Origin of the sequence: Arthrobacter sp. 35W (assembly GCF_000482545.1) — a bacterium.
Lineage (GTDB): Bacteria > Actinomycetota > Actinomycetes > Actinomycetales > Micrococcaceae > Specibacter.
In genome coordinates, this window is the sequence record NZ_KI519454.1 from 849,711 (window position 1) to 869,224 (window position 19,514).

The window sequence follows — 19,514 nt, forward strand, 5'->3', positions numbered from 1 at the left end:
AAATGCCAAACCATAACCGAACGGTATCGGTTGGCCACCGGACGGCGGCAGGGCACCGGCGGGTAGTCTTAAGGGGTGGTAGATCGCAATGACATTGGGTCCTGGCTGAGTGGCCCTGACACGTCCAACATATCCAAATATCCGGGCGAGCGGCTGGGACGTCCAGAGTCTGGACCCGGGTCCATGGCCCGCGCCGGCCGGCGCATTCTGGCCTTGTGCATCGATTGGGCCCTGTGCCTGCTCATCGCCAACACCTTCTTTGACGGCAATTCCATGGCCGTGCTGGGCATCTTCGCCGTGGAACAGATGCTGCTGGTTGGCACGCTGGGATCAAGCATTGGGCACCGGATTGCCGGGATCCATGTGGTGAGGATCGACGGCGGTCCGGCCGGCCTGCTGGCCGGCGTGGTCCGGGCGCTGCTGCTGTGCCTGCTGGTGCCGGCCATTCTGGTCGATGCCGACCACCGCGGCCTGCACGACCGCGCCATGAAAACCATCCTCGTCCGGCGCTGAACCTGGCTTAAACGAGTGAGGGCGTTCCCGACCGGGAACGCCCTCACTGCTTTATATTGCCGATTCAGCCTAGCGGCCGCGAGCTGCCTTGCGGTCCGGACGGGCCTTGAACGGGTCGATGCCCTTGGGGATCGGCAGCGCGGAGCCCATGGAGGCAATGCGCTTGTTGACGGCGCCAACCTCCACCTTGGTCAGCTCGGGCTTGAGCTTCTGCATGGTCTTGGTGAGCTTGCTGAGTTCGATCTGGCCCTCGCCGCGGCCGGTCTCCAGCACGTGGACCGTGACGTTGGGCAGGATGCGGGCCAGGCGGCGGCGCTCTGCGTCGACGAGGGTCTTCACCCGGGTGGACGGGCCTTCGGTGACCAGCACGACGCCGGGGCGTCCGATGGCGCGGAAGACGGCGTCCTGGGTGCGCGGGTTGACCGCAGCCGGCTGCTCTTCGACGATCCAGCCGCGGCGCAGCGAGCTCATCGCAGCACCGGAAGCACCCGGACGGCCCTCGATCTGGGCAAAGGCGGCCTTTTCGGCGCGCCGGGACATGACGATCAGCGCCAGCAGGAAGCCGACCGGGATGCCCAGAATCAGAGCCGTGATCCAGTTGCCGACCAGGAAGCCGACGATCAGCGAGAAGGCGACAACGCCGAGGAACACCAGAAGCATCAGCCATACGACGTTGGGGTCGTAGCGGCGGGTCATCTTGAAGATTTCCACCATCTGCTTCACGCGGCCCGGTGCCTTGGGCTTGGCCGGGGCACCGTCCTTCGGGCGGCGTGAGAAGAGCGAACGCTTGGGGGCGTCGGGGCTGGTGGATGCGGAATCTGTGGATTTGGCCATAGTGGTGTTAATTCTAGCCGTTCTTTGCGTGGATGAACTCTGTGTGCGGCCGGCGTGGCCAGTGTCGACTGGTGGAGTGCTGCCTGGTGCTGGTTAGTGTCCGGCGAGGAGGGTGGCGGCCTCCTGGCGGGTGGTGCCGGAGTCCGCGATGCCCTCGGCGATGTGGGCGAGGTGTTCGGGGATGTCGCGGCCCTTCTTGCGCATCGCGGTCGCCCACAACCGGCCGGCCCGGTAGGAGGAGCGCACCAGGGGCCCGGACATGACGCCCAGGAAGCCCAGCTCCTCGGCCTCGGCGGCGAGTTCGACGAACTCCTGCGGCTTGACCCAGCGGTCCACGGGCAGGTGCCGTTCGGAGGGGCGCAGGTACTGGGTGATGGTGATCAGGTCGCAGCCGGCGCCGTGGAGGTCGGCGAGGGCTTCGGAGATTTCGGCGCGGGTTTCACCCATGCCCAGGATCAGGTTGGACTTGGTGACCATGCCCAGGTCCCGGCCCTGGGTGATGACGTCCAGGGAGCGGTCGTAGCGGAACGCGGGGCGGATGCGCTTGAAGATCCTCGGCACGGTTTCCACGTTGTGGGCGAAGACCTCCGGGGCGGAGTCGCAGATCGCGGCGATGTGCTCGGGTTTGCCGGAGAAGTCCGGGATGAGCAGCTCCACCCCGGTGTTGGGGTTCAGTTCGTGGATCTTGCGGACCGTTTCGGCGTACAGCCACACGCCCTCGTCCTCCAGGTCGTCGCGGGCGACGCCGGTGACGGTGGCGTAGCGCAGGTTCATTTTCACCACGGAGCGGGCGACCTTGGTGGGTTCGAACCTGTCGATGGGGGAGGGTTTGCCGGTGTCGATCTGGCAGAAGTCGCAGCGGCGGGTGCATTCGGAGCCGCCGATCAAAAACGTCGCCTCGCGGTCCTCCCAGCATTCGAAGATGTTCGGACATCCCGCCTCCTCGCAGACGGTGTGCAGGCCCTCCTTCTTGACCAGGTTCTTCATGCCGATGTATTCGGGCCCCATGGAGACCTTGGCCTTGATCCAGTCGGGCTTGCGCTCGACGGGGGTGGCGGCGTTGCGCTGTTCGATGCGCAGCATCTTGCGGCCTTCGGGTGCGAGTGTCACTTCAGTGCTCCTTCGGCCGGGGCGGCAACGGCGTCGTCCCCGGTGGTTGTTTTGACGGTCTCGGCGTCGTTGCCGATCAGAGCGCTTTCGTGGGCGCGGAATTCTTCGATGACCCGTGCGCGCAGGTCCGCCGGGCTGATGTCCTGGCCGGTCTCCTCCTTGATGGAGGTGGTTCCGGCATCGGAGATGCCACAGGCGATGATCTGGGCGTAGGGGGCCAGATCGTTGTTGGCGTTGATGGCGATGCCGTGCATGGTGGCACCGTTGTGGACCCGGATGCCGATGGCGGCGATCTTGCGGGTGGGGCCGCGCTCGTCTGCCTCGATCCAGATGCCGGCCCGGCGGTCCACGCGGGTGCCGGTGATGCCGACGCTGGCGAGGGTGGAAATGATGATCTCCTCCAGCATCCAGACATATTCGCGGATGCCGTGGGGATCCGCGAGCTTCAGGATCGGGTAGACGACCAGCTGGCCCGGGCCATGCCAGGTCAGCTTGCCGCCACGGTCCACGGGGACCACGGGAGTGCCATCGAAGGGACGCTCATGGTCCTCGGTGCGCTTCCCCGCGGTGTAGACGGCGGCATGTTCGAGCAAAAGTACGGTGCTGGGTGCTGTACCGGCCACCACGTCCTCATGCAGTTGGCGCTGGAGTTCCCAGGCCTGCATGTAATCGACGTAGTCCGGGGCAATTCCGACCTCAGTGAAGACAAGAGTCATGAGGTTAAGGGTAAACGTCCCCGGGTCCAGCCCTAAATCGGCTGCGACGCATTGGACTGTGGATAACTTCTGCAGGGATTCCGGTTCTGGTCTATCACTGAGGGTATGGACATCGAACAGCGGCCCCAGCTGGCCGGATATGCGGTGCAGCGGCGTCTGGGTGTGGGGGCCAGCGCGGTGACATGGCTGGTTGTTCCGGCCCACGGCGGGAAGCCGCTGGCGGCGAAATGTTTCCCACCGCTGCAGGTGCCCCCGATAGTGGAGACCACGGAGCCCCTGGAGCCCGGGGAATGGGAGCGCGAACTGCGCATCCTGTCCCGGTACCGGCACGAGCATCTGGTGGTGGTCCACGGTTCGGTGCCACTGGTCGGCCCCGGGGAGGGCGGCCGGGCGCTGCTGATGGATTTTGCCGCCGGGGGATCGCTGGCCCACACCGTGGCTGCCCGTGGTCCGCTCACGGCCGGGGAATGCGTCACGGTCCTGACGCCGCTGGCACAGGTGCTGGGCTACCTGCACGGCGAAGGCGTCTGGCACGGCGATGTGTCGCCGGCCAATGTGCTGTTCACTGCCGCCGGCAAGCCCCTGCTGGCGGATTTCGGCCTGGGACGGCTGCTGGGCGAGGGGGCGGCCGCCGTCCACGGCACGCCCGGCTTCGCCGCGGCCACGGATGTCCGGCTCAGTGCCGCAGCCGACATCAGGGCCATGGCCGCCGTCGGCTGGTTCGCGCTCACGGGTCAAGCCCCGGCGCCGACGGCGGACAGGCCGCCGCTGTCGCTGCTGGTGGCCGATGTCCCGCAGGAATTGGCCGCCGCGCTGGAAGCCGGCCTGGCCGAGGAACCGGGCCTGCGCCCCACGGCGCTGGAGTTTGCGCAGGCCGTCTTCCGCAGTGCGCCGGCGGAGCCCGTTGACCTGTCCCTGTCCGTGCACCCCAGCGTGCTGCCGGAACTGCTGACCCGCCGCGGGCCCGCCGCGGAGGGTCGGGGGAGGCTTTCGTTCCTGCGGCTGCCATGGCGGACGTTCTTCGAGGGGGCAGTGCGGCGGAAGCCTGCGGGCAGGACTCGCGGCGGGGTGGCGGGCCGGACGGCGCTGCTGCCACGCCGGTGGCGGCGGGTGGGCATTGTGGCGGGCATGGGCGCCGCGGCCCCCTGGCTGGACCCCCACGCGCCCCGCACCGGTGTGCAGCTGCCGCCGGACAGGCGTGCCGGCCCGCTGGGCGGCATCATCCTCGGACACGATCCGGGTGCCGAACAGGAACGCAGGACGGTGCGGCCGGTGGTGCGGCCGGCGGTGCGCCGGGCAGTGCGCCCGGTGGCCGCGGCGGTGGTGCTGCTCGCGGTCGGAGCGGGGGTGCTGATGTGGCGGCAGGGCCTGCCGGGGGCAGGATCGGAACCTCCGTCCACGGTGGCGGTGCCCAAGGACCCGCTGGCCGGCGTCGGACTTCCGGACTCGATCCGGCGGCAGCTGCAGGCCCGGGATCCCGAGCAGGCGTTGGCAGGACTGTCCTGGCTGCGCTCCTACGCTCTGGGATCGGGACAGCCTGCGCTGCTGGACCTGGTCAACGCGCAGGGATCGCCCGCCATGGCCGGCGACGCCGCCGTCGTCGAGGCACTGGCCGCCGCGGGGCACACGCTGACCGGCCTGGAGACCAAGCTCACGGAGGCGGCCACGGTCCCCGGCGAGGGACCCAACGGCAGCGGCCGCACGGTGGTGGACGCCACCACCGTGACCAGCCCCTTTGCCGAACGTGGCGCCGATGCCCAGGTGGTGTTCAACCACGTTGACGCCTCGACCCAGCGGCTGCGCTTCGTGTTGGTGCTGGAGGACGCCAGATGGCAGATCAGCGAGGTGCTTGAGCCCGTGCCTTAGAGTGCGGTGCGCCGGAGGCTGCGTGCTGGTTGGCTAAGATTCCTAAATGACCTCTTCACAGTATTTCCGGTATCCGCACATCCATGAAGATCTGGTCACATTCGTGGCCGAGGACGATGTCTGGGTGGCCCCGCTGGCCGGAGGCCGCGCCTGGCGCGTCTCCTCGCTGCAGCAGCCGGCCCGCAATCCGCGCTTCACCCCGGATGGAACGTCGCTGGTCTGGACGGTGCAGCTGGGCGGCGCACCCGAGGTGGTCAGCGCTCCGGTGGCCGGGGGCGACATGGTGCGGCTGACCCACTGGGGCCACGCCAGCACCAAGGTGAAGGGGTTCACCCCCGCCGGCGACGTCGTCGTGACCAGCTCCCACGAGCAGGCCGAGGGCCGCCACACCTGGGCCTATGCCGTGGCTCTGGACGGCTCGCGCTCCGAGCGGCTGCCGTATGGGCCCGTCGACGCCGTCGCCCATGGCCCGGTGGTGGGTGACGAGCGTCCCGTGGTGGTTTCCTCCGTGCTGTCGCGCGAGCCGGCCTGGTGGAAGCGCTACCGCGGCGGCACCGCCGGCAAGCTGTGGATCGATGTGGACGGCGGCGGCGAATTCGTGCGCCTGGCCCCCACCCTGGATGGCAACCTCGCGGATCCCCTCTGGGTGGGCGGGCGCATCGCCTTCCTGTCCGACCACGAGGGCCATGGCAATTTGTACTCCGTGGCGCCCAACGGCGGTTCGCTCCAGCGCCACACCGACCATGAGGGCTTCTACGTCCGCCACGCCTCCACCGATGGCACCCGCGTGGTGTTCGAATCCGCGGGCCACCTCTTCGTTCTGGACTCGCTGTCCGCCGAGCCGGTCCGGCTGGACATCACGCTGGGCTCCGCTTCGGTGGCCCGCCGCGCACAGCCGCTGGATGTGGCCGCCCATCTGGGCGATGTGGTGCCCGATGAGACGGGCCGCGCCAGCGCCGTCGAGACCCATGGCACCGTCCATTGGCTGACACACCGTGACGGCCCCGCCCGCGTCCTGGAGGCCACCCCCGGCGTTCGGGCCCGCCTGGTGCGCCCGCTGGCCGGGGACCGCGCCATCTACGTCGCCGACCACGACGGCGTCGAAGCCCTCTACATCAAGGATCTGGCGGCGCCCGGCGAGGATGCCGCGGCCGCCGCACCCACCGCGGCCCGAGCCGCTGCCGCCCCGGCCAAGGACGACGACGGCGAGGCAGCGGCGCTTCCGCGCCCCGTCTCCGCCGCCGCCGTCAATGCCACGGTGCCCGCCCCCGTGGTGGCGAACGCCGCCGCACAGGCCGGTGCTGCACCGGCCGGAACTGTGCAGGCCGCCCCGGCAGGAGCCAAGGCCGGGGTTGGTGCCCAGCCCGGCGGTGCCGGCAACGCCGCACCCAACGGTGCCTCGGATGGTGCCGGTGCCGCCTCCGGTGCCCCCGCGCAGCGTGGCAGCCGCCGCATCGAGTTCGGCGAGCCGACGCGCGTCTGCGAGCTGGTCCCCAGCCCGGACGGCCTGTTCGCCGCCATCGGCACGGAGTTCGGCCAGGTGCTGCTGCTGGACATCGCCGCAGGAACGCTGCGCGAGGTGGCCCGGACCGGCGTCGATGCCGTCGCCGAGCTCGTCTTCAGCCCGGATTCGCGCTGGCTGCTGTGGGCCGAGCCCGTCACCAGCGAGGACGGCCGCTCCAAGCTGCGGATGGCGCCCGTGCCGGAGAAGGGGGCCGTCATTGATCTGACGGATGGCCGCTTCCGCGACTTCTGCCCCGATTTCACCCCGGACGGCCGCTTCGTCGCCTTCCTGTCCCACCGCAGCTTCGACCCGGTCTACGACACGCATTCCTTCGACCTGAGCTTCCCGCAGTCCACAAAACCCTTCCTGATCGCCCTGGGTGCGCTCACGCCGTCGCCCTTTGGACCGTCGGTGGCGGGCCGGGCGGCTGGCACGGAGGCGGCGTCCACGGTGCCTGCCACCGCCGTCGAGGTGGACGCCGAGGGCATTGCCGGCCGCATCATTGCCGTGCCCGTTCCGCAGGGCGCCTACCGGGCGCTGCGGGCCGTTGAGGGTGCCCTGCTGTGGATGGAGGACGGCGCCGAGGGCGTCATGGGTGATGGCCGGGCCTCCACCGCCGCCGCGCCGGCAGCCAGCCGCCTGGTGCGTTTCGAGTTTGCGGGCGCCAAGACCACGGTGTTGGTCGAGCAGCTGGATTCCTACCGGGTGTCCGGGGACCGCAAGCGCCTCGTCTCCATCCGCCAGGGCAAGGTGAGGGCCGTTCCCACCGCCGCCGCGGCCGAGGCGGACTCCGCGGACAGTGTGGAGGTGGATCTGGAGCGCATCCGCGTGCAGCTGGACCCGGTCAAGGTCTGGGGCCAGGCCTTCGAGGAGGCCTGGCGCCTGCAGCGCGACTTCTACTGGACGGCCGACATGGCCGGGACGGATTGGCAGGAGGTCTACGACCGCTACCGCCCCCTGGTGGAGCGTCTGGGCAGCCATGACGATCTGGTGGATCTGCTGTGGGAGGTCCACGGTGAACTGGGCACCTCGCACGCCTACGTCTCCCCGCGTCCGGCCGGCAGCGGTGCAGGCCAGGGCCGCCTCGGCGCGGACCTGCAGCGCACCGCGGGCGGCGCCGTCGTCACACGCATCCTGCCCGGCGAGTCGAGCGACCCGCAGGCCGTCTCACCCCTGCAGGCAGCGGGCGTGGGGCTGAAGGCAGGGGATGAGATCCTCGAAGTCAACGGCATGGACGTGGCCGGGGCGGGCATTGACGCCCTGCTGGCAGGCACCGCCGGCAAGGTGGTGGAGCTGGCCGTCCGCACGCCCGCGTCCGGCGGCGGCGCCGCCGTCGTGCGCCGCGTGGCAGTGGTTCCACTGGCGGACGAGGCCCGGCTGCGCTACCAGGACTGGGTTGCCGCCAACCGGGCCATCGTGCGCCAGGCCTCGGGCGGCAGCTTCGGCTACCTGCACATCCCGGACATGCAGGCCCACGGCTGGGCCCAGCTGCACCGGGACCTCGACACGGAGACTGCCGCCGACGGACTGGTGGTGGATGTGCGCCGCAACCGCGGTGGACACACCTCGCAGCTGGTGGCCGAGCGGCTGGCCCGCCGGATGGATGCCTGGGGGCTGGCCCGCGGGCAGACTCCCCAGATCTACCCGGCGCAGGCCCCGCGCGGGCCGGTGGTGGTCTTGACCGATGAATTTGCCGGCTCCGACGGCGACATCATCACCCAGGTGGCCAAGCTGCGTGGCATTGGGCCGGTGGTCGGCATGCGCACCTGGGGCGGCGTAGTCGGCATCGACGGCAAGTTCACCCTGGCCGACGGCACGGGCGTCACCCAGCCGCGCTACGCCTTCTGGTTCCGCGGGGGAAATGGCTTCAATGTGGAGAACTACGGCGTTGATCCGGACATCGAGGTGCCGTACCCTCCGCATGACTACATGAATGGCAACGACCCCCAGCTCGAGTCCGCCGTGGGCGTGCTCAAGGAGATGCTCAAGGAAATCCCCACCGAGCGTCCGCCGGAGCTGGTGGGCTACCGGAAGCTCAAGCCCGCCAAGCTCGGCCCGCGGCCCAAGGCGTAGCCCCAGAACGCAGGAAGGCCCTGCCGCCGGAATCCGGTGGCAGGGCCTTCCCTTTTGTCCGGCATGCCGCCATTGGCAGGAAGGACAGTCAAGCTCGTGGGTGGGCCCACAGGTGCAAGGGCCCCCAAGCCGAGCGAAGCGAGGCTGGGGAGCACTTGGGGACTACGCCTGCAGCGTGGCTTCCAGGGTGATCGGGATGGCAGCCAGTGCGCCGGAAACCGGGCAGCCGGTCTTGGCTTCGCCGGCGATGCGGTCGAAGTCTTCCTGGCCCAGGCCGGGAACGCGTGCCGTCATGGTCAGGTGGCTGCCGGTGATGCCGGTGCCGGGCTGGAAGGTGACTGCCGCCGTCGTGTGGACCTCTTCGGCGGTGAAGCCGGCCTCGGCGAGCATGTTGGAGAAGGCCATGGAGTAGCAGGAGGAGTGAGCTGCAGCGATCAGTTCCTCGGGGCTGGTCTTGCCGTTGGCCTGCTCGGCGCGGGCCTTCCAGGTGACGTCGTAGGTGCCCAGTCCGGAGCTGTCCAGGGTGACCTGTCCGGCGCCTTCGATGAGGGTGCCGTTCCAGACGGTGTGTGCTGTGCGTGTGGTAGCCAAGGGGAACTCCTTGTGTAGATGGTTGATGCGCCTCCAGCCTATGCTCTCCGGCGCAATCCGCGCAGCCGGTCCGCTAGGCTTTCGCACATGCCCATGCTGTCATCTATCATGATCAATTCGGCCAACGCCAAGGCACTTGCCGCGTTCTGGTCCAGCTACCTTGAAACCGGCATTGAAGCCGAACACGAGGAGTTCACCTGGCTCGGCCGCCGTGCGGGGGAGACCCGCCTGGCATTCCAGCAGGTGGACAACCCCACCGAAGGCCGCCGTCGTCTGCATTTGGATTTCGGCTCCCACGACGTCGAAGCGGACATCGCCCGCGCCGTCGCCCTCGGTGCCACCGCGGTGGAGGACCACGCCATTGACGACTTCCACTGGCATGTCCTGGCCGACCCGGATGGCAATGAATTCTGCATCGGCCCCGTCGAGGACTAAACGCAAACATCTGTGCAACAGTAAACGTCCCCATGGCGCGCCATGGGGACGTTTACTGTTGCACAGATGGAGCTCTTAGTGCCAGAGGGTGGCGACGGCGATGTTGATCAGCGCCATGCCGCCGACGGCGTGGGCGAGGCCGGTGGAGACCTCGGCGCCGGACTTGGCCTTGCGGTAGCCGATGATGGCCGGAACCAGGACGGCGATGGCAATGACAGCCTTGACGCCGATCTTGGCGTGGTTGACGGGGCCGTCGCCCATCTCGGCCAGGCCGACCAGCAGCAGTCCGGTGACCAGCTGGGCAATGGCACCCCAGAGCTGGATCGGAAGAACGGTGGGCTTCTTGAACGTGGCGAACCAGCCGCCAACGATCGCAGCTGCACCAAGGATGTGCAGGAAGATCAGAATGTATTTCAGAATGTCCATGATCCCAGCTTAGCGACTATCTGTCGCTAAAACGCGTAAGGGTTGCCTTCCCCGAGGGGAAGGCAACCCTTACGCGTTGTGGACAGGTGCCGCTACAGGCCCAGGTCGGACTCGAAGGCGCCTTCCTCAAGGCGGGCCTTGAGGGTCTGCATGAAGCGGCCGGCATCCGCGCCGTCCACCAGACGGTGGTCGTACGTCAGGCAGAGGTACATCATGTGGCGGATGGCAATGGTGTCATCGCCATCGGCGTTGGTCACCACGACGGCGCGCTTGACGATCGCACCGGTGCCCAGGATGGCGACCTGCGGCTGGTTGATGATCGGGGTGTCGAACAGGGCGCCAACGGAGCCGATGTTCGTGATCGAGAACGTGCCACCGGACAGCTCGTCCGGACCGATCTTGCCGCTGCGGGTGCGCGAGGCAACATCGGCGATCTTGCCGGCCAGGCCGGCCAGGTTCAGGGCACCGGCGTCGGAGATGACGGGGACCAGCAGGCCCTTGTCGGTGTCAACCGCAACGGCGAGGTGCTCGGCGTTGTGGTAGGTGATCTCCTGGGTGTCCTCGTTGTACTCCGCGTTCAGCTTCGGGTGCACCTTCAGGGCCTCGGCGACAGCCTTGGCGATGAAGGGCAGGAAGGTGAGCTTGGTGCCGTTGACAGCCTGGAAGGAGCCCTTGGCCGAGTTGCGCAGCTTGGCGATGCGCGTCATGTCGACCTCGTGCACCTGCGTGAGCTGGGTGGAGACGTCCAGGGATTCGCGCATGCGGCGGGCAATGACCTGGCGGATGCGCGGAGCCTTGGCGACGGTGCCGCGCAGGCTGGAGGGTGCGGCGGCGGCAGCAGCCGGCTTGGCCGGTGCTGCAGCAGCAGCCGGCGCGGGTGCAGCTGCGGCCGTGGCGGCCTCGGCTGCGGCGATGACATCCTGCTTGCGGATGCGTCCGCCGACGCCGGAGCCGGCGACGGTGGCGATGTCCACGCCGTGCTGGTTGGCCAGCTTGCGGACCAGCGGAGTCACGTAGCTGGACTCGGCAGCGGGGGCAGCCGGAGCGGCAGCCGGTGCCGGGGCGGCCGGAGCGGCAACCGGAGCAGGCGCAGCAACGGGAGCAGGCGCAGCAACGGGAGCGGGTGCAGCGGCCGGAGCGGGTGCAGCGGCAACCGGTGCGGCAACCGGGGCGGGGGCGGCGGGAGCTGCTGCAGCAGGAGCTGCGGCTGCGCCGGCGGCACCGATGACGGCCAGCACGGAGCCAACCTCAGCGGTGTCGTCCTCGTTGACGCGGATTTCCAGCAGGGTGCCGGCCACGGGGGAGGGGATCTCGGTGTCGACCTTGTCGGTGGAGACCTCCAGCAGGGGCTCGTCCACCTCCACGGCGTCGCCGACGGCCTTGAGCCAGCGGGTGACGGTGCCCTCGGTCACGGACTCGCCCAGTGCGGGCAGCGTGACCTCATGGGTCTCGCCACCGGCGGCCGGAGCGGCAGCGGGCGTCTCAACGGGTGCGGGGGTCTCGACAGGCGCGGCCACCGGTGCGGGCTCGGCCACCGGGGCCGGAGCGGCCTCGGCTGCAGGGGCGGCCGGGGCGGGCGCAGCGCCGTCGCCGGTTCCAATGCGGACCAAGGGAGCGCCAACCTCGGCGGTCTCGTCCTCGGCCACGAGGATTTCCTCGATGATGCCGGCAATGGGAGAGGGGATCTCGGTGTCGACCTTGTCGGTGGAAACCTCCAGCAGGGGCTCGTCAACTTCGACGCGGTCGCCTACCTGCTTCAGCCACCGGGTCACGGTACCTTCGGTGACGCTTTCGCCCAGGGCGGGCAAGTTCACGGATTCAGACATTTCGTCCCCGTTCTCCTTTTATAAGCAATGCGCATGCCAAGCATGCAATCTAATGATTCAAAGTTGTTTCTGAGCTTAGTGCACCCGGTGGCTGCCACCGGGTGCACTAAGGGTTGTTCTTTATCAGCCGTGCAGCGGGCGGCCGGCCAGGGCCATGGCGGCCTCGCCGAGGGCTTCGTTCTGCGTCGGGTGGGCGTGGATCAGGGATGCCACGTCCTCCGGGTAGGCTTCCCAGTTCACAATGAGCTGGGCCTCGCCGATCTGCTCGCCCACGCGGGTGCCGATCATGTGGACACCCACCACGGGGCCATCCTTCTCGCGGACGAACTTGATGATGCCGCCGGTGCCGAGGATGGCGCTCTTGCCGTTGCCGGCGAGGTTGTACTCGGTGCTCTCGACGTTGGCATCGCCGAACTTTTCCTTGGCCTGCTTTTCGTTCAGACCCACGGAGGCAATCTCGGGGTCGCAGAAGGTGACCTTGGGGACGTTGATGTCCTCAACGACCACCGGGTTCAGACCGGCGATTTCCTCGGCCACGAAGATGCCCTGCTGGAAGCCGCGGTGGGCCAGCTGGACGCCGGGGACGATGTCGCCGACGGCGTAGACGTTGCCGACGCCGGTGTGCAGGCGCTCGTTGGTGATGACGAAGCCGCGGTCGATGGTGACGCCCGCTTCTTCGAAGCCCAGGCCTGCGGTCGACGGGCCACGGCCCACGGCAACCAGCAGGAGGTCGGCCTCAAACGTCTTGCCATCCACCAGGGTGACCTTGACGCCGTTGGCATCCTGCTCGACGCCCTGGAAGAAGGTGCCGGTGTTGAACTTGATGCCGCGCTTTTTGAAGGTGCGCTCCAGGACCTTGATGATCGCGGTGTCCTCGTTGGGGACCAGCGACGGCAGGCCCTCAATGATGGTGACGTCCACGCCGAAGGACTTCCAGACGGAAGCAAACTCGACGCCGATGACGCCGCCGCCGAGAACGATGACGCTCTTGGGGACGTAGTCCATGGTCAGCGCCTGGTCGGAGGTGATGACGCGGCCGCCGATTTCCAGGCCCGGCAGCGAGCGGGAGTAGGAACCCGTGGCCAGCACGATGTTCTTGCCCGTGTAGTTGACGCCGTTCACGGTGATGGTGTTGGCAGCGGTGAGCTTGCCTTCGCCCTCGATGACGGTGATGCCCTTGCCCTTGATCAGACCCTGCAGGCCCTTGTACTTGCCGGCAATGATGCCGTCCTTGTAGGCGTTCACGGCGGCCATGTCGATGGAGTGGAAGTCGACGTTGACTCCGTACTTCGCACCTTCACGGGCGTGGTCGGCAACCTCTGCGGAGTGCAGCAGGGCCTTGGTGGGGATGCATCCGTTGTGGAGGCAGGTGCCACCGAGCTTGGCCTTCTCAACCAGACCAACGGTGAAACCCAGCTGTACGGCGCGCAGCGCGGTGGCGTAACCGCCACTGCCACCACCGAGAACCAGGATGTCGAATTCTTGCGCAGCTGCCTGATCGGCCACTTAAACGCTCCCTCGCGTATCGGTTGGCGCGCAGTCTGCGCGCCACTGTTCGTTATGGCGTGCTGCGCCCCGGTGACCGGGGCGCAGCACAGTTCTCGCTAATGCTAAAGAATGCTTTCAGCACTCACCTTAGCGAACGCCACCTCCATGCTCCACCTGTGAAGCAGCTTAGGAGAAGCGGCTGTGGCGAGTCTCACACGGGCCTATGACGTACGAGATAGGACGTCTTCGACATAGGCGACGACGGTGCGCACGGCAACGCCGGTTCCCTGCTTGGGGGTGTAGCCGTATGCCGCGCCCTCGTTGAAGGCCGGGCCGGCGATGTCCAGGTGGGCCCACGGGATGGTGGAACCGTCCTTGCCCTTGCCGATGAACTCGGCCAGGAACACGGCCGCCGTCATCATGCCGCCCATGCGTTCGCCGATGTTGGCCAGGTCCGCCACGGGGGAGTCCAGGCTGGGGCGCAGCTCCTCGGGCAGTGGCATCGGCCAGAACAGTTCGCCGGCGCGGTCGGCCGCGGCCTTGACGGCGGCGCTGACGCCGTCGTCGCCCATCACACCGGAGGTGCGGGTGCCCAGTGCCACCATCTGTGCTCCGGTGAGCGTGGCGACGTCGAGGATGGCGTCGGGCTGCTCGAGGGAGGCGGCCACCAGGCCATCGGCCATGACAAGGCGGCCCTCGGCGTCCGTGTTGAGCACCTCGACGGTCTTGCCGCCGAAGATGGTCAGCACGTCCGAGGGGCGGGTGGCCGTGGAGGAGGGCATGTTCTCAGCCAGGCACAGCCAGGCCGTCAGCTTGACCGGCAGGCCCAGGCGGGCCACCGCCAGCAGGGCGTTCAGGACGGCGGCTGCACCGGCCATGTCGCACTTCATGGTCACCATGCCGGCGCCGGGCTTGATCGAGATTCCACCGGAATCGAAGGTGATGCCCTTGCCCACCAGGGCCAGCTTCACCTTGGCCTTGGCCGGGGCGTACTCGACCTTGACCAGGCGCGGCGGACGGGAGGAGCCCTTGCCGACGCCCATGATGCCGCCGTAGCCGTCCTTCTCCAGCTTCTTCTCATCCAGCACCGTGATCTTCACCGGCAGTCCCTTGGCCAGTTCCTTGGCGGCGTCCGCGAAGGTCTCCGGGTACAGGTGGCTCGGGGGCTCGTTGACCAGCGTGCGCGTGGCGTTGACGGCCGAGGCCAGCACGGTGGCGCGCTCCAGGGCCTCGGGCAGGCCCGCGGCCGCGGCCATCGGGGTGATGATGGTGACGGTCTCGACGGCGGCCTTGCGGCCCTCAGTGGAGGAGTGGTGGCTGTCGTACTGGTAGGCGCCCAGCGCGGCACCCTCGGCGACGGCGGCAACCTGGGCCACCGTCGTCGTCGGCAGTGCCAGCGCCACGGTGGACAGGCCAGCCAGCTGGCGGATGGCGGAACCGGCGGCGCGGCGCAGGGCCTCTTCGGTGATCTGGTTGTCGGCAACCTTGCCAACACCGGCCAGCACCAGGACCTCCACGCCGTAGTCGGCGATGCCTGGAATGCGGCGGACCTCATCGGCGGCGCCACTGACGCCGAGGATGTCCAGGGACGCGGCGAGCGCGTTGGCGGCCTTGGCGGGCAGCGGGTTGTCCAGCAGCACCGGACCCTCGCTGCCCCGGCCTACGCCAATGACCAGGGCCTGCGCGTCAACCTTTTTCAGGTCGGCAGCCATGGCATGGATGGTGATCTCTTCTGTCTTAATCACAAAAACGCGTCCTCACTTGTCTTGGTCTCCGCATTGGCGGCGTTGCCTTCGATCGTAGCCGCCGTTCGCGGCACCGGCTCCACCTCCGCCCTTCCCCGGCGTCCACGGTGGCGCCGTCTGGGCGCTACGGTGGACAAGCCGCCTCTTGTGGAGCTCCACGTTGGTGGGAAGCGGCCACCAATGCGCGGCCACCCTGGCCCTGCCCGCGGGCACCCGGAATGATTCGGGGCACCTTTGACGTTGTAGCGGTAGAGATTCTGCCCGAAGGAAGAGAAGCGTGAAAGACATCAGGTACACCCCGTTCCTAAGCCCCGAGTCCCTCTATGCCGTCAATGACGTCCTGCTGGAGAGCGAGGACCTGCGCGGCCTGAACCTGGTGATGGGCTTCACCGGCTTCTCCGACGCCGGGCATGTGGTGACGCAGCTGGCCGGCGAACTGGTGGATGAGCTGGACGCCGAGCCCGTGGCCCTGTTCGACATCGACCAGCTGCTGGACTACCGCTCCCGCCGTCCGCGCATCACCTTTGAGCAGGACCACCTGACCAACTACCGCCAGCCCAAGCTGGGCCTGTACCGCATGCTGGACTCCATGGGCCAGCCGTTCCTGTTCCTCACCGGCAACGAGCCGGATCTGCAGTGGGAACGGTTCACCCTGGCGGTCCTTGGGCTGGTGGAGCGCTTCGACGTGAACCTCGTAGCCTGGGTGCACTCCATCCCGATGCCCGTGCCGCACACCCGCCCGATCGGCGCCACCGTGCACGGCAACCGCCCGGATCTGATCGAGGGCATCTCCGCCTGGCGCAGCACCGTGGACATTCCCTCCGCCATCGGCCACCTGCTGGAATACCGCCTCGCCGAGGCGGGGCGCAATGTGGTGGGCTATGCGATCCATGTTCCGCACTACCTTTCCGACGCCGAGTACCCGCCTGCCGCCGTCGCCGGCTTGGAATTCATCGGTGCCGCGGCGTCGCTGATGCTGCCCTCCGAACGGCTGCGCGAGGCCGGGCGCATCGTGGAACGCCAGATCGCCGAGCAGACGGAAGGATCCGCCGATGTGGCGGCCGTGGTGGGCAATCTGGAAAAGCAGTACGACGAGCACGCCCACGGCAATGCCCGCCGCTCGCTGCTGGCCGGGGAGAACGATGAACTCCCCGGCGCGGATGAGCTCGGTGCTGCCGTGGAGGCGTACCTGGCCAGCCGGGACAACGCCGCGGAGGAATCCGCAGCCACCACGCCTGCGGATTCCGGCAGGGACGCCGCGCGCGGCGGGCCCCGGGACACCGCCGTCGACCCCCACAGCAGTTCCGACAGCAGTTCCGACAGTAGTGCCGCCAACGGTTCCGACAGTAGTGCCGCCAACGGTTCCGACAGTGCTTCCGACAGTCCTTCCGACAGTGCTTCCGACCTCGACGACGGCGGAGCCGGCGGGGCGGCCGGTGGCGGCTCCGCAGGGGGCTCAACGGTCTGACGCGCCACCGCCTGGGTCAGGTGCCGCCAGTCTGGCACCTAGACTGGCGGGGTGGATAGCAAGAAGGCATGGTTTGTTTGGGGTGTAGGCGTAGCAGCCTATCTGGTGGCGATCACGCAGCGCACGTCGTTTGGTGTGGCGGGGCTGGAGGCAACCGAGCGCTTTAATGCCACGGCATCGGCCTTGTCGGCCTTTACGGTGGTGCAGCTGCTGGTCTATGCCGGATTGCAGATCCCCGTGGGGGTCCTCGTGGACCGGCTGGGGCCGCGCTTCATGATTGCCACCGGCGCGGCCCTGATGTGCCTGGGCCAATTGCAGCTGGCCGCGGCAACCTCCGTCCCGGGCGGGCTGGTGGGCCGCGTCCTGGTGGGATCGGGCGACGCCATGACCTTCATCGCCGTCATCCGTCTCATCCCCGCCTGGTTCCCCGCCAAACGGGTCCCCGTGCTGACCCAACTGACGGGCCAGCTGGGCCAGCTGGGCCAATTGATCAGCATCATCCCCTTTGCCTTCGTCCTGCACACCTTCGGCTGGAGCGCAGCCTTCCTCAGCACGGCCGCCCTGGGACTGTTGGCCTTCGTGCTCGCCGCGACGCTGGTGCGCAATGAGCCGGACGGGACGCGCCATGACGAGCGGGCGGCCGGGTTGAAGGACACGGCCGCCGATCTGGCCAAGGCCTGGCGGCAGCCCGGGACCCAACTGGGCATGTGGAGCCACTTCACCGTCCAGTTCTCCGGCACCGTCTTCATCCTGACCTGGGGCTACCCCTTCCTGCGGTCCGGACAGGGGCTGGACAGTGGCACGGCCACGGCCCTGATGAGCCTCTTTGTGCTGGTGGGCCTCGTCTGCGGCCCGCTGCTCGGCGGCTGGGTGGGCAGGCATCCGCTGCGCCGGTCAACGATGGTGCTGTTGATCTCCGCGGCGACGGCGGTGGCCTGGGCGGCCACGCTGCTCTATCCCGGTCCGGCACCCCTGTGGCTGCTGGTGGTTCTGGTGCTCACCCTCGCCCTCGGCGGGCCGGCCTCGATGATCGGCTTCGACTTCGCCCGCACGTACAACCCCTCGCACCGGCTCGGCACCGCCACGGGCATCGTCAACGTGGGCGGATTCTGCGCGGCGCTGGTGACCATGTACCTGGTGGGGCTGGTGCTGGACCTTTTGTACAACGGCGGCTTCTCCACCGAGCTCTACGCCCTGGACTCCTTCCGCATTGCCTTGTCGGTGCAGTTCCTGATCCTTGCCATCGGCGCCGTCGCCATGCTGATGAGCCGGCGCGTGGTCCGGCGCAGGATGGCCGAGAACGGTGTCCTGGTCCCGCCGCTGCGCCAGGCGCTCGCGGACGACTGGCGCCGCCGCCGGTCCGGACGCCGCTGACCCCAGGCCGTTCCCGGTGCAGCTGCCGTTCCCTCCACAGCGCCACCGACCGACGCCGCCGGCCACAATCGGGGCCCGGGCTCCTGCGGCTGCAGGCTGCGGCCCCGACGCTGGATCCATGAGCAGCCACGAACGCCTTACAGCCACCAGCAGCCAGGATGTCCTGAGCATCATTCCCTTCAATCTGGGATTCTGGCCCCGATCCAGCCTCGTCTGCCTGGGGTTGGCCGGCAGCAGCGTGCGGGCCACGCTGCGGGTGGACCTCCCGGACGGCGGATGCCGCGACCCGGAGGGCATCGACAGATACGTCCAGACCGTGGGGGAGAGCCTGCGCTTGGATGAATGTGCCGACGGCACGCTGCTGGCGGTCTACACCGACGAGGATTGGGACGGTACCGGTGCCCGCCCGCATCCTCTGCTGCTGGACGCTCTCCTTCCGGCCCTGGCGTCGTGGGGGCTGCCCGTCAAAGACGCCTGGCATCTGGGGCCGGCCCATTGGCGGCATCTGCAGTGCCGGCGGGATCACTGCTGTCCGGTGCCGGGGCACGAGGTGCGCTCCATCACCGGCAGCACCATGACGGCGGAGCTGGTCTATGCCGGGCGGAGCTTTGACAGAGACCCCCGCGCCCGGGCAGCGCAATGCCTGGAACCACTGCCGGCCGAAGTCCAGAACGGCATCCGCCGTTCTGCCGATGCGGCGGCGGACCGGCTGGCCGGGCGGCTGTCGGGCGGCGCGCAGTTCAACGCCGTCTTGAAGGTGTGGCAGTTGTCGCTGCTGCGGTGGCCGAAGCTGCCCGATGACGCCGTGGCCGGCTACCTGGTGGCCAGCCTGCACAGCGTGGCAGTCCGCGACGCCGTACTGGTCATGGCGGCCGCCGGCATCCAGACCGCAATGGACGGCGCCTGGTGCGCCGGGCTCCTGGTGCCGGCCACCGGCCGGGCGTTCAAACCCACCATGCCTGCGGCAACTGCGGCGGAGCGGGCGCGGATCGCCGGCGATGCCGAGCGCGACAAGGGCTGGGATGGTGCCGATTTCGGCGTCGTCCTCATGGCGGGCACGGCTGACGCTCCGGGATCGGCTGCGGCCCCATCGCCGGACCCGGCCGCAATCCCCAACTGGGACCGCATGGACTGTGCCGAGCAGCTGCTGGGCCATCTGGCCCGCGCCGCCGAGGGCAGTGCCAGGGCTGCAGCCTTGACGATGATCGGCTGGATCCAATGGTGCAAGGGGCGCAGCTCCGTGGCCGGGACCTACCTGCACCTGGCGCTGGCGGAGCAGCCCGGCTATCGGCTGGCGGCCCTCCTCGATGCCCTTCTTGAGCAGGGCTGCATCAGCGGCTGGGCACGGAATCCGGCCACAGCATGGCGGCAGGACCAGCGGGGCATCGGCTAGCCCGGGCGGTGCATCCGGCGCCCCGGCGGCGGGCCTGTTCCATCGGCTGTTCCATCAGTGGGTGGACGGTTCCGCTGCCCCCGTCCATGCCGGAATGGAACCCAAAAGCATGAGACAATGGAAGCCGAGACCCGGTTGGGTCCGCGTTTTAT

At 68.6% G+C, this 19,514-nt stretch carries 14 protein-coding genes and 1 pseudogene; 7 read left to right on the forward strand and 8 right to left on the reverse strand.

The features are described 5' to 3' along the window. The first annotated feature begins 75 nt into the window (after positions 1-75). Positions 76-513: an RDD family protein gene (locus K254_RS0103635; RefSeq protein ID WP_026554232.1), complete on the forward strand. Its 438-nt coding sequence runs from the start codon at positions 76-78 to the stop codon at positions 511-513. A gap of 69 nt (positions 514-582) precedes the next feature. On the opposite strand, the gene K254_RS0103640 is transcribed toward K254_RS0103635, so the two are convergent. From K254_RS0103640 to lipB, 3 genes are all read right to left on the reverse strand, one after another. Then, the gene (locus K254_RS0103640) at positions 583-1,347 is read right to left on the reverse strand and encodes a DUF4191 domain-containing protein (protein ID WP_026554233.1); all 765 of its coding nucleotides are present in this window, start codon (positions 1,345-1,347) and stop codon (positions 583-585) included. Between the two features lie 93 nt (positions 1,348-1,440). Further along, a complete protein-coding gene (lipA, locus tag K254_RS0103645; RefSeq protein ID WP_026554234.1) occupies positions 1,441-2,457 on the reverse strand; it encodes a lipoyl synthase in 1,017 nt (338 codons plus the stop codon). Beyond that, positions 2,454-3,173, reverse strand: coding sequence for a lipoyl(octanoyl) transferase LipB (gene lipB / locus K254_RS0103650; RefSeq protein ID WP_026554235.1), 720 nt, complete (start codon positions 3,171-3,173; stop codon positions 2,454-2,456). The genes lipA and lipB overlap by 4 nt, the downstream gene beginning before the upstream one ends. 105 nt (positions 3,174-3,278) lie before the next feature. Here lipB and K254_RS0103655 point away from each other — a divergent pair, with 105 nt between their 5' ends. Both K254_RS0103655 and K254_RS0103660 read left to right on the forward strand, forming a co-directional pair. Further along, a complete protein-coding gene (locus K254_RS0103655; protein WP_026554236.1) occupies positions 3,279-5,039 on the forward strand; it encodes a serine/threonine protein kinase in 1,761 nt (586 codons plus the stop codon). A 46-nt stretch (positions 5,040-5,085) separates the two neighbouring features. Further along, positions 5,086-8,616, forward strand: a complete 3,531-nt coding sequence (locus K254_RS0103660; RefSeq protein WP_026554237.1) for a S41 family peptidase — start codon at positions 5,086-5,088, stop codon at positions 8,614-8,616. Positions 8,617-8,778: 162 nt separating this feature from the next. Here K254_RS0103660 and K254_RS0103665 read toward each other — a convergent pair whose 3' ends face one another. Continuing rightward, complete coding sequence (locus tag K254_RS0103665; protein ID WP_026554238.1) at positions 8,779-9,207, reverse strand: OsmC family protein; 429 nt, start codon at positions 9,205-9,207, stop codon at positions 8,779-8,781. Positions 9,208-9,300: 93 nt separating this feature from the next. On the opposite strand from K254_RS0103665, the gene K254_RS0103670 reads away from it, so the two are divergent. Beyond that, positions 9,301-9,642 (forward strand): VOC family protein, encoded by a 342-nt coding sequence (locus tag K254_RS0103670; protein ID WP_231391737.1) that lies wholly within the window; start codon positions 9,301-9,303, stop codon positions 9,640-9,642. Between the two features lie 75 nt (positions 9,643-9,717). On the opposite strand, the gene K254_RS0103675 is transcribed toward K254_RS0103670, so the two are convergent. From K254_RS0103675 to K254_RS0103690, 4 genes are all read right to left on the reverse strand, one after another. After that, positions 9,718-10,068, reverse strand: a complete 351-nt coding sequence (locus K254_RS0103675; RefSeq protein ID WP_026554240.1) for a hypothetical protein — start codon at positions 10,066-10,068, stop codon at positions 9,718-9,720. Positions 10,069-10,160: 92 nt separating this feature from the next. Continuing rightward, positions 10,161-11,894, reverse strand: coding sequence for a 2-oxoglutarate dehydrogenase, E2 component, dihydrolipoamide succinyltransferase (gene sucB, locus K254_RS0103680; protein ID WP_026554241.1), 1,734 nt, complete (start codon positions 11,892-11,894; stop codon positions 10,161-10,163). A 123-nt stretch (positions 11,895-12,017) separates the two neighbouring features. Then, positions 12,018-13,400 carry a dihydrolipoyl dehydrogenase gene (gene lpdA / locus K254_RS0103685; RefSeq protein ID WP_026554242.1) on the reverse strand — a complete coding sequence of 461 codons (1,383 nt, stop codon included), beginning with the start codon at positions 13,398-13,400 and terminating at the stop codon, positions 12,018-12,020. A 203-nt stretch (positions 13,401-13,603) separates the two neighbouring features. Further along, positions 13,604-15,094 (reverse strand): leucyl aminopeptidase, encoded by a 1,491-nt coding sequence (locus tag K254_RS0103690; protein WP_442853052.1) that lies wholly within the window; start codon positions 15,092-15,094, stop codon positions 13,604-13,606. A 310-nt stretch (positions 15,095-15,404) separates the two neighbouring features. On the opposite strand from K254_RS0103690, the pseudogene K254_RS21585 reads away from it, so the two are divergent. The 3 genes and pseudogenes from K254_RS21585 to K254_RS0103705 all read left to right on the forward strand — a co-directional run. Further along, a pseudogene (locus tag K254_RS21585) lies at positions 15,405-16,340 on the forward strand (proteasome assembly chaperone family protein); the annotation flags it as partial. Between the two features lie 306 nt (positions 16,341-16,646). Beyond that, positions 16,647-17,969, forward strand: coding sequence for an MFS transporter (locus K254_RS0103700; RefSeq protein ID WP_026554244.1), 1,323 nt, complete (start codon positions 16,647-16,649; stop codon positions 17,967-17,969). 118 nt (positions 17,970-18,087) lie between these two features. Next, complete coding sequence (locus K254_RS0103705; RefSeq protein ID WP_026554245.1) at positions 18,088-19,362, forward strand: DUF4192 family protein; 1,275 nt, start codon at positions 18,088-18,090, stop codon at positions 19,360-19,362. The last annotated feature ends 152 nt before the right edge of the window (positions 19,363-19,514 follow it).